The organism is Mycobacterium sp. GA-1285, assembly GCF_001499905.1.
Lineage (GTDB): Bacteria > Actinomycetota > Actinomycetes > Mycobacteriales > Mycobacteriaceae > Mycobacterium.
This window is the reverse complement of the sequence record NZ_LQIS01000001.1, coordinates 266,024-281,586: the sequence shown is the minus strand read 5'-3', so window position 1 is coordinate 281,586 and position 15,563 is coordinate 266,024. Positions and strand designations below refer to the sequence as shown.

The 15,563-nt window shown below is 68.0% G+C and carries 14 protein-coding genes; 7 read left to right on the top strand and 7 right to left on the bottom strand.

Annotated features, from left to right (window positions below; translation table 11 throughout):
- Window positions 1-40: 40 nt before the first annotated feature.
- The 4 genes from AU193_RS01335 to AU193_RS01320 are packed head-to-tail and all read right to left on the bottom strand — an operon-like array spanning window position 41 to window position 5,026.
- Window positions 41-1,660 (bottom strand): ABC transporter ATP-binding protein, encoded by a 1,620-nt coding sequence (locus AU193_RS01335; protein ID WP_064420523.1) that lies wholly within the window; start codon window positions 1,658-1,660, stop codon window positions 41-43.
- Window positions 1,657-2,547 (bottom strand): ABC transporter permease, encoded by an 891-nt coding sequence (locus tag AU193_RS01330; RefSeq protein WP_064420522.1) that lies wholly within the window; start codon window positions 2,545-2,547, stop codon window positions 1,657-1,659. The genes AU193_RS01335 and AU193_RS01330 overlap by 4 nt, the downstream gene beginning before the upstream one ends.
- Window positions 2,544-3,512 (bottom strand): ABC transporter permease, encoded by a 969-nt coding sequence (locus AU193_RS01325; protein ID WP_064420521.1) that lies wholly within the window; start codon window positions 3,510-3,512, stop codon window positions 2,544-2,546. Before AU193_RS01325 ends, AU193_RS01330 begins: the two co-directional genes overlap by 4 nt.
- A complete protein-coding gene (locus tag AU193_RS01320; protein WP_064420520.1) occupies window positions 3,509-5,026 on the bottom strand; it encodes an ABC transporter substrate-binding protein in 1,518 nt (505 codons plus the stop codon). Before AU193_RS01320 ends, AU193_RS01325 begins: the two co-directional genes overlap by 4 nt.
- 152 nt (window positions 5,027-5,178) lie before the next feature.
- Between AU193_RS01320 and AU193_RS01315 the strand changes: the two genes are divergently transcribed.
- From AU193_RS01315 to AU193_RS01300, 4 genes are all read left to right on the top strand, one after another.
- Window positions 5,179-5,724: a hypothetical protein gene (locus AU193_RS01315; protein ID WP_064420519.1), complete on the top strand. Its 546-nt coding sequence runs from the start codon at window positions 5,179-5,181 to the stop codon at window positions 5,722-5,724.
- Window positions 5,725-5,775: 51 nt separating this feature from the next.
- Window positions 5,776-6,858, top strand: a complete 1,083-nt coding sequence (locus tag AU193_RS01310) for a DUF4185 domain-containing protein (RefSeq protein WP_064420648.1) — start codon at window positions 5,776-5,778, stop codon at window positions 6,856-6,858.
- A 134-nt stretch (window positions 6,859-6,992) separates the two neighbouring features.
- Complete coding sequence (locus tag AU193_RS01305) at window positions 6,993-8,021, top strand: hypothetical protein (protein WP_064420647.1); 1,029 nt, start codon at window positions 6,993-6,995, stop codon at window positions 8,019-8,021.
- Entirely contained in the window at window positions 8,021-9,790 is a 1,770-nt protein-coding gene (locus AU193_RS01300; RefSeq protein ID WP_064420518.1) for an Hsp70 family protein, read from the top strand. Before AU193_RS01305 ends, AU193_RS01300 begins: the two co-directional genes overlap by 1 nt.
- 12 nt (window positions 9,791-9,802) lie before the next feature.
- Here AU193_RS01300 and AU193_RS01295 read toward each other — a convergent pair whose 3' ends face one another.
- On the bottom strand, window positions 9,803-10,891 hold the full coding sequence (locus tag AU193_RS01295; RefSeq protein ID WP_064420517.1) for an SAM-dependent methyltransferase: 1,089 nt from the start codon (window positions 10,889-10,891) through the stop codon (window positions 9,803-9,805).
- A 137-nt stretch (window positions 10,892-11,028) separates the two neighbouring features.
- On the opposite strand from AU193_RS01295, the gene AU193_RS01290 reads away from it, so the two are divergent.
- Window positions 11,029-11,772: an SHOCT domain-containing protein gene (locus tag AU193_RS01290; protein ID WP_064420516.1), complete on the top strand. Its 744-nt coding sequence runs from the start codon at window positions 11,029-11,031 to the stop codon at window positions 11,770-11,772.
- A 66-nt stretch (window positions 11,773-11,838) separates the two neighbouring features.
- Here the strand turns inward: AU193_RS01290 and AU193_RS01285 are convergent, their stop codons facing one another.
- Both AU193_RS01285 and AU193_RS01280 read right to left on the bottom strand, forming a co-directional pair.
- Window positions 11,839-12,468: an MBL fold metallo-hydrolase gene (locus tag AU193_RS01285; RefSeq protein WP_064420515.1), complete on the bottom strand. Its 630-nt coding sequence runs from the start codon at window positions 12,466-12,468 to the stop codon at window positions 11,839-11,841.
- A 28-nt stretch (window positions 12,469-12,496) separates the two neighbouring features.
- On the bottom strand, window positions 12,497-13,582 hold the full coding sequence (locus AU193_RS01280) for an S-(hydroxymethyl)mycothiol dehydrogenase (RefSeq protein ID WP_064420514.1): 1,086 nt from the start codon (window positions 13,580-13,582) through the stop codon (window positions 12,497-12,499).
- Window positions 13,583-13,619: 37 nt separating this feature from the next.
- Between AU193_RS01280 and AU193_RS01275 the strand changes: the two genes are divergently transcribed.
- Both AU193_RS01275 and AU193_RS01270 read left to right on the top strand, forming a co-directional pair.
- The gene (locus AU193_RS01275; protein ID WP_064420513.1) at window positions 13,620-14,399 is read left to right on the top strand and encodes a dioxygenase; all 780 of its coding nucleotides are present in this window, start codon (window positions 13,620-13,622) and stop codon (window positions 14,397-14,399) included.
- A gap of 85 nt (window positions 14,400-14,484) precedes the next feature.
- The gene (locus AU193_RS01270; RefSeq protein ID WP_064420646.1) at window positions 14,485-15,561 is read left to right on the top strand and encodes a class I SAM-dependent methyltransferase; all 1,077 of its coding nucleotides are present in this window, start codon (window positions 14,485-14,487) and stop codon (window positions 15,559-15,561) included.
- Window positions 15,562-15,563: the final 2 nt, after the last annotated feature.

Here is a 15,563-nt window from a genome sequence, read left to right as displayed (position 1 = left end):
AGTGAGGGCTGTTCGATCACCCGAATAGCGACCGGGAACGCTATTTCGGCGCAGCAGCGCGGGGTCGTTCCGGAGGAACGGCGGCCAACAGCGCGCGGGTGTAGTCGTCGCGCGGTGATGCGAACAGCTCGGCGGCGGGCCGGTACTCGACCGCCGCACCGTCGCGCATCACCAGCACGTCATGGCTGACCCGCTGGACGATCGCGAGGTCGTGGGCGATGAACAGGTAGGTCACCCCCAGGTCGTGTTGCAGCCGGGCCAGCAGGTCGAGCACCTTGGCCTGTACCGAAACATCCAGCGCCGCAGTCGCTTCATCGAGGATCAGCAACTCGGGTTCACCGGCCAGTGCGCGGGCGATGCTCACCCGTTGGCGTTCACCGCCCGACAGCTCGTGCGGGTAGCGCGACGCGAACGACGTCGGCAGACCGACAAGGTCGATCAGTTCGCACACCCTGGCCGCGCGGGCGTGCCGACCCTTCGCGAGCCGGTGCACGATCAGCGGTTCGGCGATCGCCGCGGCGACGCGGGCGCGCGGGTTCAGCGACGAGAACGGGTCCTGGAACACCAGGCCGATTCGCCTGCGCATCGCCTTCTCCGCCGACCCGCGCACGCCGAACACGTCGGCGTCACCGAGTGTCGCGGTGCCGGCATCGGGCCGCAGCAGGCCGGTGAGCGCCGACGCCACGGTCGACTTGCCAGAACCCGACTCTCCGACGAGACCCAAGGTGGTGCCCCGGCGAATCCGAAACGACAAGTCCTTGACGGCGTGCACGCCCGACTTCCCGACCGGCGTGCTCACCTCGAACCGAACATCGAGACCGTCGACGTCCAACAGCACCGGCGCATCGGGCGCCGGGGGCGGACCCGGACGCCCGACGAGCGGCCGCGCGGCGAGCAGCTCTTGGGTGTACTCGTGGCGAGGTTTGTCGAAAACGTCGGTGACCGAGGCTTGTTCGACCGCTTCGCCGCCACGCAGCACCGCCACGTCCTCGGCGACCTGCCCGATCACGCCGAGGTCGTGGCTGATCCACACCACCGCGGTGCCGAAGTCGCGCTGCAGGTCGGCGACCAGCTCGACGATCTGAGCCTGAGTGGTCACGTCGAGGGCGGTCGTGGGTTCGTCGGCGATCAGCAGCGCCGGGTCACACGCCATCGCTATCGCGATCATCACCCTTTGCTTCTGCCCGCCGGACAGCTGATGCGGATAGGCGCCCAACCGCGATTCTGGGTCCGGCAACCCGACCGCCTCGAGCAGTTCGAGCGCCCGGCCGCGCGCCTGCTGTCGGGTCATCCGCCGGTGCGCCTCGAGTGATTCGGTGATTTGACGCTCCAGCGTCAGCAGCGGATTCAGCGACGTACCCGGGTCCTGGAACACGAACCCGATCTGGCCGCCGTGCACGCGGCGCAGGACTCGGTTCGGGGCGCCGACCAGCTGGGTAACGCCGGATTCGGTTGTCAGCGTGCTGGTTCCGGTGACCCGCGCACCGGGCGCATCGAGCAGGCCCGTCGCGGCGAGGACGGTCATCGACTTGCCCGAACCGGATTCACCCACGATCCCCAGGGTCTGCCCTCGGTACACGTCGAACGAGATGCCGTGCACGATCTCCCGCGTGCCGATGCTCACACGCACGTCGCGCACGCTCAACACCGGATCGCTCACTGGGGCATCCCTTTCCGGCGGGCTTCGACCAGCGTGCGCTGCCGGGGATCGAGGACGTCGCGCAGACCGTCGCCGAGCAGATTGAACGCCAGCACCGTGACGAAGATGGCGGCCCCGGGGAACACCGCCATCCACCAGGCCATCGTCACGAAGCCCTGCGAATCGAAGATCATCCGCCCCAGCGACGGCTGCGGCGGTTGAATCCCCAACCCCAAGAACGACAATGCCGCCTCGGAGAGGATGGCGAAGGCCAGCGACAGCGACGTCTGCACGACCAACGGTCCGGCGATGTTGGGCAGGATGTGGCGGCTCAGGATGTAGAGGTGCCCGGTGCCCATGCTGCGCGACACCGACACGAACGGTTCGACGCGCACGCTCATGGTGCTGGCGCGCGCCACCCTCGCGAAGATCGGCGTGTACACGATGCCGATCGCCAGGATCGTCGTCGTCACACCGGGTCCGAGGATCGCCACCACGGCGAGGGCGAGCAGCAGCACCGGGAACGCGAACATCACGTCGACCACGCGCATGAAAACGGTGTCGAGCCAACCACCGCGATAACCCGACACCACGCCGACCGTCACACCGACGACGACGGCGAACGCCACGCTGACCACCGCCACGCGCATCGACGCCTGCGTCGCCACCAGCACCCGCGACAACACATCGCGGCCCAGCTCGTCGGTGCCGAACCAGTGCGTCCCACTGGGCGGGCGCAGCGCATTCGGGACGTCGACGTCGTTGATGCCGTGCGGCGCAATCCAATCGGCGGTGACCGCGACGGATGCGATCAGCGCGAGCAGGGCCGCGCTGACCGCCGTGACCGGGTTGGCGATCAGCAGCCGCAGCGACGACACCCTGCTGCTCGACTCGGCGGCACCGGTCATGACAACCGGATCCTCGGGTCGACGACGGCGTAGAGCACGTCCACGACCAGGTTGATCAACAGGAACAGCGCGGCGATCAGCAGCACCGCCCCCTGGATGATCGGGTAGTCGCGCCCGGCCACCGCGTTGTAGACGAGCCGGCCCAGCCCGGGCCAGGCGAACACCACCTCGACGACGATGACCCCGGACAGGATCGTGGCCAGTTGGATTCCGGTGATGGTCAGGATCGGAATCAACGCGTTACGCACGGTGTGGCGCAGTGTGACCACCCGCGGCGCAAGCCCTTTCGAACGCGCGGTACGCACATAGCCCATCGCGGCGACCTCCAGCACCGCCGAGCGGACGTAACGCGTCATGATCGCGCCGGCCACCAGTCCGACGGTCAGCGCGGGCAGGATCAGATGACGCAACCATCCGGCCGGGTCGTCGAACAGCGGCCGGTAGCCCGAGGTCGGCAGCCAGTGCAGCGTCGAGGCGAACAACGCGATGAGCAGGATGCCCATCCAGAAGTCGGGGATCGACACCCCGAACTGGCTGCCCACCCGCACGAGCGCGTCGCCGATCCGGCCCTCGTGCAGCGCCGACCAGATTCCGGCCGGGATGGCGATCAGCAGCGCGATGCCGATCCCGACCGCCGCCAACGACACTGTGGCAGGCAGTCTTTCGAGCAGGATCACCGTCACCGGATCGCCGTTGCGGAAACTGACCCCCAGATCGCCGGTCAGCGCGTTGCCGAGATAGGACAGGAATTGCCCGACGATCGGCTTGTCCAGGCCGCTCGCCGACCGCAACGCCTCGTAGGCCTGCGGTGTGTAGCGCGTTCCCAGCGCGATCCGCACCGGATCGCCGGGCACCAGATGCACCAGCGCGAAACTCGCGATCAGCACGCCGAGCAACACCACCGCCGAATACGCCAACCGGCGCGCCAGGAACCGCGTGATCGGGTGAGTGAGCAAGCCGGTCACGGTGTTTGGCTCCCGGTCAGGCTCGCTGCGCGGAATCGCACGGCCCCGTCGCGGCGGGCCTCGTACCCGGACAGGTTGGTCCCCCAGGCCTGGATCACCGAGGGGTTGTACAGGTAGAGGTAGCTGACCTCGTCGGCGATGATTGTCGCGGCCCGGCGATAGAGCTCGAAGCGTGCCTGCCGATCGGTCTCGACGCGCCCCGCGTCGATCAGGCGGTCGACCTCGGGATTGGAGTACTTCTGGGCGTTGCTCGTTCCGTTCGTATGGTGCTGGGCGTAGTAGAAGTCGTCGGGGTCGATGTTGCCGAGCCAGCCCATCATCAGCATGTCGAAGTTGCCCGAGTTCTGCTCGTCCAGCCAGGTGGCGAAGTCGACGGTGCGGATGTTGACCGTGATGCCAAGCGGCGCAAGGTTATCCGCGATCACCTGCGCCGCCGTCACGGTTTCGGGATACTCGCTGGTGACCAGCATGTCGAGATCGACATCGCCGACCCCCGCCTCGTCGAGAAGCCGTTCGGCAGTGTCCGTGTCGTATCGGTAGCGGTCGTAGGCGGCGTACCACGGATTGCCTTTGGGGATGGCGAGCTGGTTGGCGGCCGCGGTGCCGTAGCTGGTGGCCTGCACAATGGCGTTTCGGTCGATGCCGTAGGCGACGGCCCGGCGTGCCCGCATGTCGTCCCACGGTTTGTGCGCCTCGTTGAGCGCGAGATACCAGTAATCGTTGCTGGGGGTCACCTCGAGATGCAGCGAGTCGTCATCGCGAAGCTGCGCCACCCGCTGCGTCGGAACGGCGTCGGTCCAGTCGATCTCACCGGCCTGCAGTGCCGACAGCGCCGTCGACGGTTCGGAGATGAAGCGGAACGTCACGCCGGCCACCTTCGGAGCGGGTCCCCAATACGCCGGATTCCCCGTCAGGGTGATCGAGTCCCCGCTCTTGTGAGACTGGAACGCGAACGGCCCGGTCCCCACCGGGTGAGTGGCGATCTGACCGGTCTCGACGTTGCGGCGCTGCACGATCGCCATGCCCTTGAACCCGCCGATGTTGGTCAACAGGTTCGGCGTCGGATGTTCGACCCGGATCACCACGGTCAAAGGGTCGACGGCCCGGACGTCGACGACGGCGCTGAACTTGTCGACGTTGGCCAACCGCTCGTCGATGATGCGCCGATAAGAGAACACGACGTCCTCGGCGGTGAACGGGCTGCCGTCGTGAAACGTCACGCCCGGCCGCAGATGGAACGTCCACGACAACTGATCGGGGCTGACCTCCCACGACTCGGCGAGGGCGGGCCGCATCTGAAGGTCGGCGTCCGGTTCGACGAGCGTGTCGAAGACGTTCTCGAGCACCTCGAACGAGAAGTACGCGCTGGTCTTGTGTGGGTCCAACTGGTCGGGTTCGCCGGCGATCGCGGCGACCAGGTTGTTCGACGACCCCCCGAGATCCACGCGTTGTCCGGTGGAGCACCCGGCCAGCACGGTCGCGACGACGGCGAGCCACGCTACGAGTCGTTTCACATGCCTTCACCCCGCCGGTCGCGTGCATCGTCTCTACCCGACGGCTCTACCCTTCGACAACGAGCGCCGAAACCGGAGCCGAGAAAGCGGTGACGACGCTGCGTGCACACTGAGATACTCGACACCACCGTAGACGGCTGAAGGGGCACGACGTGACCAAGACGATCGCGCGGACATTAGGCGTCGTGGCGTTCGCGCTCGGGCTGATACTCGGCGCCGTGGGGACCGCGGCCGGCCAGGGCGACGTGAAATCTCCCGATACCCCTGAAGGGGTCTACACGGTCAAGATCGCCGGGCAGGCCGAGACGACTTGGGAGATCTTCCCGATCTGCGTGCCGACGGTGGGCGACCTGCGCGAGCCGCTGATCCTCCCGGTCGGGTGCAGGCTGAAGGTCACCCCGGCGGGTCGCGGCGGTTCCGAGGCCGACATGGTCGGTGGCGAGTGGACGTTCAAAGCGAACACGTTCGACTCGATCCGCAACTGCCCCGACGGCAGCACCGCCCTGCAGAAGGAGATCTATTCCTTCAACGGGGCCACGCTCACCGGGCGCGTCAAGATCATCCACGGTGAGGTCTGCGGCGAGCAGCCCGGCATGGTCGAACTGCCGCTGACTCTGACGTTCAAGGAGCCCTTGGCGATCCCCGTCACGCCGTACCCACTGATTTGCGAGCCCGGCGGTCTCCGGATCTGCTACTAGGTGCCCGGCGACCCGTCGATCGGCGGCGCGGCCGGACGCAGGCTCAGCCCCATTGGGCGAGCCCGCCAACCCCTTCTCAACGGCAAGGCCGCCGACCTGACCGGTCCGGGACTGACCGATCGATGGGGTGTCACGTGCACCGACCTCGGCGCGTCGGTGATCGCGCCGAACGGCAAACTGGTGTCGGTGTTCGGGGACACCTTCTCGGGGCTCAAAGTCGGCCACGGTGATTGGCGGTCCCCGGTCGTCCTGATCGGCACCGGCGACGCCGACCATCCGATCGTCTATGAACGCGCCGGCGGCAGCGACCCCGACTACGCGCGCCAACTGTGGCACTACGAGCACGACGACGCAGGCACAAGCTGGCATCGCGGCGGTATCAGCACGGTGATCCCGTCGGACCTGCTGACCGTCGACGGGTCGATGTATCTGCACGCCATCGTCAACCGCGGCTTCGGCAACATCGTCTGGACCGAGATCTGGCACTCGCACGACAGCGGCGTGAGCTGGACGCACCTGGGGGAGAAAGCCAAGTTCCCCGCCGGCCTGCACAACGGTCACGCACAGTGCTGGGCGTGGGATTACGACCCCGACGACGGTTGGGTCTACGTGGCGGCGACCGGCTTCCAACGGGACAAGGGAATCGTGCTGATGCGGGTGCGTCCGGAGCACATCGGCGACAGGACGCGTTATCTCAGTTGGTGTTTCGACGGGACGAGGTGGTCGTGGGGGACATCGGCGACACCGGTCACGCCCGCCGGTGAACAATGGGGCGAGCTCGCGTTGCGTCGCATCGGACCGGGCAAATGGATCCTCGGCGGCTTTCTCGCCTCGGAGTACGCGCTCGGCTACCGCGTCGTGGCCTCACCGGTCTCGAACATGCACACCACAGCGGTCCAGACCCCCGTCCTCGGATCGGCATGGGAAGCCGAAGACCATTCCGGTAGCCGGGTCGCCCAGCTCTACGGCGGCTATCTGTTGCCGGGGTCGCGCTTCGACATCGACGGTGGCATCGGAATCGTTGTCTCGCAATGGAATACAGCGACGGGCTGGCCATACCGCGCGATGCAGTTCAAGGCCGCGCTCAAAGACAGCACCAGGACGGTGCCTCCGCCCGATCCGATCAATCTGTAGCGTCGCAGCCGTCGGGACCGTGACGCCCCTAAGGTGTTAAAGCGGGACCGAGTGAAAGGCGAGCAGTGGCTGGGAGAGCTGGGGATTCCGGCGCCAAACGCGTCGTGGTCTGGGGCACCGGTTTCGTGGGCGCGATGGTGATCCCCGAGATCGTCAAACACCCTCTGTTCGAGCTGGTCGGAGTCGGTGTGAGCAGCCCGGACAAGGTCGGCCGCGACGTCGGTGAGATCTGCGGGCTGGGTTCGGCGCTGGGGCTGACCGCGACCGACGACGTCGATGCGTTGATCGCGCTGGAACCCGACGCGCTGGTGCACTACGGGCCGACGGCCGGTCACGCCGAGGACAACATCGCACTGATCACCCGCTTCCTGCGGGCCGGTATCGACGTCTGCTCGACCGCCATGACACCCTGGATCTGGCCCACCATGCATCTGAACCCGCCAAACTGGATCGAACCCATCACCGAGGCCTGCGAACTCGGCGAATCTTCGTGCCTGACCACCGGCATCGACCCCGGGTTCGCCAACGATCTGTTTCCGATGACGCTGATGGGCCTGTGTTCGGAGGTGCGCAAGGTGCGTGCCTCCGAACTACTCGACTACACCAACTACACCGGTGACTACGACCGCGAGATGGGCATCGGCAAGCCGCCCGAGTACCGGCCGCTGCTCGAGAATCCCGACATCTTGATATTCGCCTGGGGCGCAACGGTTCCGATGATCGCGCACGCCGCGGGCATCATGCTCGACGAGATCACCACCACATGGGACAAGTGGGTCACGCCGACCGAACGCAGGACGGCGAAGGGAATCATCGCCCCGGGTGACGTCGCGGCCGTGCGGTTCACCATCAACGGCGTGTACCGCGGTGAGACCCGCATCCAGCTCGAACACGTCAACCGGATCGGCAACGACGCGGCGCCCGACTGGCCGTCGGGCAACGACAACGACGTCTACCGCGTCGACATCGAGGGCACCCCGAGCATCTTCCAGGAGACCGCGTTCCGGTTCACCGACGGCTCCGGGCGCGACGCGGCCGCGGCCGGTTGCCTGGCGACCGGCCTGCGCGCGCTCAACGCGGTGCCCGCGGTCAACCAACTCTCACCGGGCTGGGTGACGGCTTTGGATCTGCCGTTGATTCCGGGCGCAGGAACCATCCGCTGATGGCTGACGGGGTAGGCCTATCGGTTGGCGCCACCAAACTCGCGGCGGTCGTCGTGGGCAGATCCGCCCTGACCCGGTCGCCGGTGTTGACGCTGTTTCCCCACCGGCCGCCCGAGATCGGGGTGCCCAGCGAGAACCGTAACCTCAACGAACGCGGGCTGATCCTGACCGATTTCGTCGACCGGGTCGGCGATCCGGTCGGCATCGTCGCCGCGGACGGCTCCACTCACAAAGCCGAAGGCCTGATCGCCGACGCTCTGCGGGCGATGCTTCACGCGGTCGGGGGAGGTTGTAGTCCCGTCGGCAACATCGCGGTCACTCATCCGGCGCACTGGCGGCCCGCCGCCGTCGACGCGCTACGGGGTGCGTTGGCCGCGGTTCCCGAGTTCCAGCGGCCCCGGCCGGCGCCCGTCGTCTCCGATGCGGTCGCGGCGCTGACCTCCCTCCAGGATGAACCGGGGGTGCCCGCTCGCGGCGTCATCGCGCTCTGTGACTTCGGCGGGACCGGAACCAGCATCAGCCTGTTCGACGCGGGTAACGGTTATGCGCAGATCGGCGAGACCGTCCGCCACCACGACCTGTCCGGTGACCTGGTCGATCAGGCGCTGCTGACCCACGTCCTCAAGGATCTGTCGGCGGCCGGGGCCGTCGATCTGTCCAGCACCTCGGCGATCGGATCGCTGTCGCGGTTGCGTGCGCAGTGCCGCGGCGCAAAGGAGCGGCTGTCCACGGCGGCGTTCACCTCGCTCGTGGCCGAAGTGCCCGGGAACCGCAGCGACGTGCGGCTGACCCGCACCGAACTCGAAGAACTGCTGCGCGGACCGCTCACCGGATTCGCGAATACTTTGCAGGAGACCCTGGAGCGCAACCGGATTCGTGATCTCGCCGCCGTGGCGTCGGTCGGCGGTGGGGCGCGGATCCCGGTCGTCACGACCTCGCTCTCGGAGCGGTTCCGGGTGCCGGTCATCACGTCGGGCCACCCCGAATTGGCGCCGGCGGTGGGCGGCGGGTTGGCGGCCGTCCGAGGCACCGTCGAGGAGGGGATGACCGCCATGTCCGCGGCTCCCGGGGCTGCCGCTGCTGCCGCCGCCGCGGCGACGGCGATGGCCCCCGAGGTCGGCTCCGGCGGCGACGAAGGGTCGCCACAGTCCGGTTCATTCGGGGCATTGGCGTGGTCGGACGCCGACGATTTGCCCGAGGTCGCTGCCACCGACCCGTACGACTACGGACCGCCCGCGGCGGGTACAACCGACGTGCGGCCGCAGATGCAGTTCGAGGACGAGTCCTGGGACGATCTGCCGCCGCGACCGGTGCCCTGGTATCGCAATCCGGCGGTACCGCTCGCCGGTGGCGTCATCGTGGTGCTGGCCGCGCTGGTGGCCGCGGTGCTGTGGGTGATGTCCGACGACGAGTCCGCCCCCGCGCCCGCGTCGACCACACCACCGATGACGGTCACCCCGCGACCCACGACGCCGACCACCGCGGAGCCGCCGCCCCCGGCCACCCAGGCGCCGCAGACCGTTTATCGGCCGCCTCCGCCGGTGACGCGGACGGCCAGCGAGCCGCCTCCGTCGCCCGAACCGCCGCCCGCGTCGCCGGAGCCACCGCCACCTACCTCGGAGCCGCCTCCGGCGACCGAGCCGCCGCCCACCACGGCGGAACCCCCGCCGACGACCCAGCCGCCCTGGACTCCGACTGCGCCGTACCCGACGATCCCGGGTCTGCCGTGGGTGCCGGCACCGCAGCTGCCCGCTCAACCGGGGCCATGAGGGCGTGACGGCTCAGGGGTTCGTCGGCCGTTTGGTCAGCACCAGGTGCGCCATCGGGATCTGAGTCTTCTCGGGAGCCGCGGCGACCCGGGCCGCCAGACCCGCCTCCAGACGATCGAAGAACTGGGCCGAACGAGGGTCGCCGGCACCGCCGTCGAGTGCGATCGCCAGCATCGGGAACACCGCCGCCCTGCAGAACGACGCCCACTGCGCCCCGAAAGTTGTTGCGTTGCCGTCGACTTGGTACTGCTGCCAGAAGCGGTCCTCGGCGTCGAAGATCTCGAGATGCTCGATCTCGAGTTGTTCGAAGCGGCCCTTCGGCGCGAATGGCGCCAGGAAGTCCTGCTCGCTCCGCCCGACCATCGGGATGCCCATCCGGTGCACCTCGTCGGACGTCAACAAGCCGTCGGCGGCCAGCTCGTCGATCGTGTCGACGAGTACGCTGAGCAGTGAGCGGTACCCGACCTCTCCGTTCTCGTCGACCGCCGTTGTCATCACGACGAGACGACCACCGCGACGCAGTTCACGACCGCGGAACGCGACGAACTGCTGCCAGTCGGTCGCGGCCTGCCTGGCGTAGGCGGCGCGCACGGTCTCGTCGCGGCTGTAGGCCACGTGGACATGGTCGGGGATCGGCGCGGGAACGCGGCTGAGCCAATGGATCGCCCACGAACTCCAGCCGAGGTTCACGCTGCTCGACGGCATGATCTGCGAGTAGAACGACCGGCCGATCGCGGAGGCGAAGGCCGCGGAGTCTTTGCTCAGATAGGTGTCCGGATCCTCGGCCAGGGTGCGGAACAGTGCGGTGAAGTCGTTCTCCGGCACATCGGTGTGCACGACGAGGGTGGGGTGGTCGGTGCGGGTCCGCTTGCGCAACACCGCGATTGCCGCGCAGATGGGCAGCAGCGAGTTGTGGCCGGTCGACGCGCCGTAGTCGGCGATGACGAACGGTTGCGGAAGCTTGGGGACCGGCACGGCCGCGGCCGCTTCCTCGAAAAGCTTGATCGCCCGCTGCAGGCCGGCGGCCTGCAGGCGCGAACCGGCGGTGTAAGACTCGCTTTCCATCGGCTCGGGCCGCACGACGATGCTGGACTCGGGCATCGCGACCTCCGTGACGTGCGGACAACAGGTTCGGTCGTATTCGACGGTAGTACCCGCGGGCGGTCGGCGCCGACGGAGGTCGACGTAACCGTGGCAACACCACGCCGCGCGCTCGCGGGCCGTGTCAAACTCTGCCCATGAGCGGAAGGGTCGCCCCGCGCGTCGCCGTCGTTGTCTCCGTGTCGACCCTCGTCACCGCCGTCGTCGGATTCATCGTCACATTGGTCCTCAACGCGTTCGTGTTCGACGATTTCGACGCCTACGGCGAGGTGCCGATCCCCGGATCGGGCAGCGTCGAGTTGCCCGCCGGCGAGGTGACCGTCAGCTTCCACACCCGGACCGCCGGCCAACCGACGAGTGATTTCCCGATCCCCGCGCTCAGCATCAACATCGCTGCGCCCGACGGTGCGGCCGATCCCGTCGTGACCGAAAGCATCGGCGGGACAACCACCGTCAACAGCGACACCCGCGTGCGGATCTGGATGGTCGAGATCGCCGAGGCCGGCGCCTATCGCGTCTCGACCGATGGCAGCGTGAACGGATACATCAACCCACGGCTCTCGTTCGGACACGGCAGTTCGTACGGCTGGCTGGTGTGGCTGTTCGGCGGATTGGCCGCACTCGGGGTGCTCGAGCTCGTCGCCGCCCTGATCTGGTCCGCACGCGCCGCCAAGGCCGCGCGACCGCCGGTGCCCGACGAGATCGTCGATGTCGACGCACCGCCGACGCTTCGGTCGGTGTCGACGCCCGCGGCGGCGTATCAGCCCGACGACCGGGGCGTGCGCATCGAGCAGGTGAAGCATCTCGCCGCACTTCGGGATTCGGGTGCGTTGACGGAGGCCGAGTTCGAGGCCGAGAAGCGGCGCATCCTGGGAGAGTAGCTAGTGGATAGGCAGCTCAGCTGCCCAGCCCGATAGGCAGCTCAGCTGCCCAGCCCGATAGGCATCTCAGCTGCCGCGGGCCACCCACTCGTCGTAGTTCACGAGTTCGTCGCCGATGGTGGTGGAATCACCATGACCGGTGTAGACGACGGTGTGGCCGGGCAGCTTTCCCAGCCGACCGGAGATCGACTCGAGGATGGTGGGGAAGTCGGAGAACGACCGCCCTGTCGCGCCCGGTCCGCCCTGAAAGAGGGTGTCGCCGGAGAACACCGCGTTCAACTCGGGCGCGTGCCAGCACACCGAGCCCGGCGAATGGCCTGGCGTGTGCAGGGCGTGCAGCTCGGTCCCGGCGACCCGCAGGGTGTCACCGTCGGCGACGGTACGAAAGTCGCTGTCGGGGTGCGTCATCCGCCACAGCATGTCGTCGGCCGGGTGCATCAGCACCGGAGCGTCGAGCGCCTGTCCCAGTTCGGGCGCGACCGTCACATGGTCGTTGTGTCCGTGTGTGCAGACGACCGCGACCACGTGGCGGCCTCCGACGGCGTTGACGATCGGTCCCGCGTCGTGCGCCGCGTCGAACACCACCACCTCGGAGTCGTCGCCGACGATCCAGATGTTGTTGTCGACTTCCCAACTGCCGCCGTCGAGTTCGAAGGTGCCGTGGGTGACCACCCGGCCGATCGGTCCGCCGTTCATGATGCTCCCTTCTTCGCGTTAGCGCTCATCACAGCATCACCACCGAGCGCAGGACCTCCCCGCTGTGCATCTTGTGGAACGCCTCTTCGACGTCGTCGATGCCGATGCGTTCGGTGACGAACTTCTCCAGCGGCAGGCGCCCCTGCAGGTACAGGCTGATCAGCGTGGGGAAGTCGCGTTCGGGCAGACAGTCGCCGTACCACGACGACTTCAGCGAGCCGCCGCGCGAGAAGAAGTCGATCAGCGGCATCTCCAGCGTCATGTCCGGAGTCGGAACCCCGACCAGCACAACGGTTCCCGCCAGGTCCCGGGCGTAGAACGCCTGCTTCCAGGTCTCCGGTCGCCCGACCGCATCGATCACCACGTCGGCGCCGAACCCGTCGGTGAGGTCGGCGATGGTCTCCACCGGGTCCAGTTCGCGGGCGTTGATGGTGTGGGTGGCGCCGAAGTCGCGCGCCCAGTCGAGCTTCTTGTTGTCGGTGTCGACGGCGATGATGCGCTTGGCGCCGACCAGTCGCGCCCCCGCGATGGCCGCGTCGCCGACCCCGCCGCAACCGATCACCGCGACGGTGTCGTCGCGGCCCACCGCGCCGGTGTTGACCGCGGCACCCAGTCCGGCCATCACGCCGCATCCCAGCAGCCCGGCCACGGCAGGGTCCGCGGCGGCATCGACCTTGGTGCACTGGCCCTCGTGCACGAGGGTCTTGTCGGCGAACGCGCCGATGCCGAGGGCCGGAGTCAACTCCGTGCCGTCGGTCAGCGTCATCTTCTGCGCGGCGTTGTGGGTGTCGAAGCACAGGTGCGGGCGGCCACGCTTGCAGGCCCGGCACTGGCCGCAGACCGCGCGCCAGTTCAGGATCACGAAGTCACCGGGTTCGACGTTGGTCACGCCTTCGCCCACGGACTCGACGGTGCCCGCGGCCTCGTGGCCCAGCAGGAACGGGAACTCGTCGTTGATGCCGCCCGCCCGATACGTCAGGTCGGTGTGGCACACCCCGCACGCGGTGACGTCGACCACCACCTCGCCCGGACCCGGGTCTGGGATCACGACATCCACGACCTCGACCGGCTCGCCCTTCTTTCGTGAGATCACTCCGCGCACAGTTTGACTCATGGTTACAACCTATCGGCTCACGGGGAACACTGGTCACATGACCGATTCGCTTCCCGCGCTGTTCCTGTCCCACGGTGCGCCGCCGCTCGTCGACGATGAGCTGTGGGTGAGGCAGTTGGCGGCGTGGGCCAGCGAGCTGCCGCGTCCAGCGGCGATCCTGGTGGTGTCGGCGCACTGGGAGTCGGCGCCGTTGACGATCGGATCGACGTCGACCGAGACGCCGCTGACCTATGACTTCTGGGGCTTTCCGGAGCGCTACTACGAAACGACCTACGACGCGCCCGGCGCCGTCGACCTGGCGGTCCGCGTGGAGGCGATGCTGTCCGGCGACGAGCCGGTCCGCCACGACCCGCGGCGCAGGCTCGACCACGGCGCCTACGTTCCGCTGACAGTCATGTATCCCGCCGCCGACATTCCGGTGCTGCAGGTTTCCATGCCGACGCTCGATCCGCAGGCGCTCCTCGAATTGGGCGAGCGGTTGCGACCGCTGCGCGACGACGGCGTGCTGATCATCGGATCAGGTTTCACGACGCACGGGCTGCCGTTCCTCCGAGACCCGTCACCGGATGCGCGGCCGCCGGACTGGTCGACGGAGTTCGACATGTGGGCGGCCGAGATGTTCGCCGCCGGCGACGTCGACGCATTGGTCGACTTCCGGCACCGGGCGCCGGGCATGCCGTACGCGCATCCGACCATCGAGCACTGGTCACCGCTGTTCGTCGCGCTCGGCGCTTCCGGCGATCCCGGACAGCGGGCACGGCAGGTGATCGACGGTTACTGGATGGGCCTGGCCAAGAGGTCGATCGAACTGATTTAGCCGTTGAACCGCCCGGCGCGGGGCTTCGTTGTGCAATGGACATCAGTTCAGCGGACATCAGTTCAGCACCCCGGAAGGAAACGCGATGACGGATATCGACCAGAGACCAGCCGTGGAGTCGACCGAGGAGTTCACCGCGCGGATGATGTCGGCGATCGACGACGCCAGCCTTGCCCTCCTGTCGTCGATCGGCCACCAGACCGGGCTGTGGGACACCATGGCCGGTTCGGCCCCTGCCACCAGCGCTGAGATCGCCGCGGCCGCGGGGCTCAACGAACGTTATGTGCGGGAGTGGCTGGGCGGCGTGGTCGCCGCCGGGGTGGTCGACTACGACCCGGCGGCGGGCACGTACTCGCTGCCACAGCACCGCGCCGCGGTGCTCACCCGGGCCGCGGGCCCGGACAACCTCGCGCGGGTCGCACAGTTCATCCCGCTGCTGGCCGAGGTCGAACAGAAGATCATCGGCTGCTTCCGCTCCGGCGGCGGGCTGTCCTACGGCGAGTACCCGCGGTTCCACAACGTGATGGCGGAGGAGAGCGGCGAGGTGTTCGACGCCGCGCTCGTCGACGTCATCCTACCGATGGTCGACGGCCTGCCGGAGCGGTTGCGCGAGGGTGCCGACGTCGCCGACTTCGGCTGCGGCAGCGGACACGCGATCAACGTGATGGCCCAGGCATTCCCGGCCAGCCGGTTCACCGGCATCGACTTCAGCGACGAGGGGCTCGAGGTGGGTCGGGCGGAGGCGGCCCGGCTCGGTCTGACCAACGCCACCTTCGTCGCCGCGGACCTGGCCACCCTCGACAGTGCCGAAAGCTACGATGTGATAACGGTTTTCGACGCCATCCACGACCAGGCCGCGCCGGCCGCGGTGCTGGCGAACATCCATCGTGCGCTCCGGCCGGGCGGCTACCTGCTCATGGTCGACATCAAGGCCTCGAGCCGGCTGGAGGACAACGTCGGCGTGCCGCTGGCCACGTATCTGTACACGGTCTCGACGATGCACTGCATGACAGTGTCCCTCGGCCTGGACGGCGCGGGACTCGGCACCTGCTGGGGCCATCAGCTCGCCACGTCGATGCTCGCCGATGCCGGCTTCAGCGCCGTCCAGGTGCGCGAGATCGACACCGATCCGATCAACAACTACTACATCGCGCGCAAGTAGGC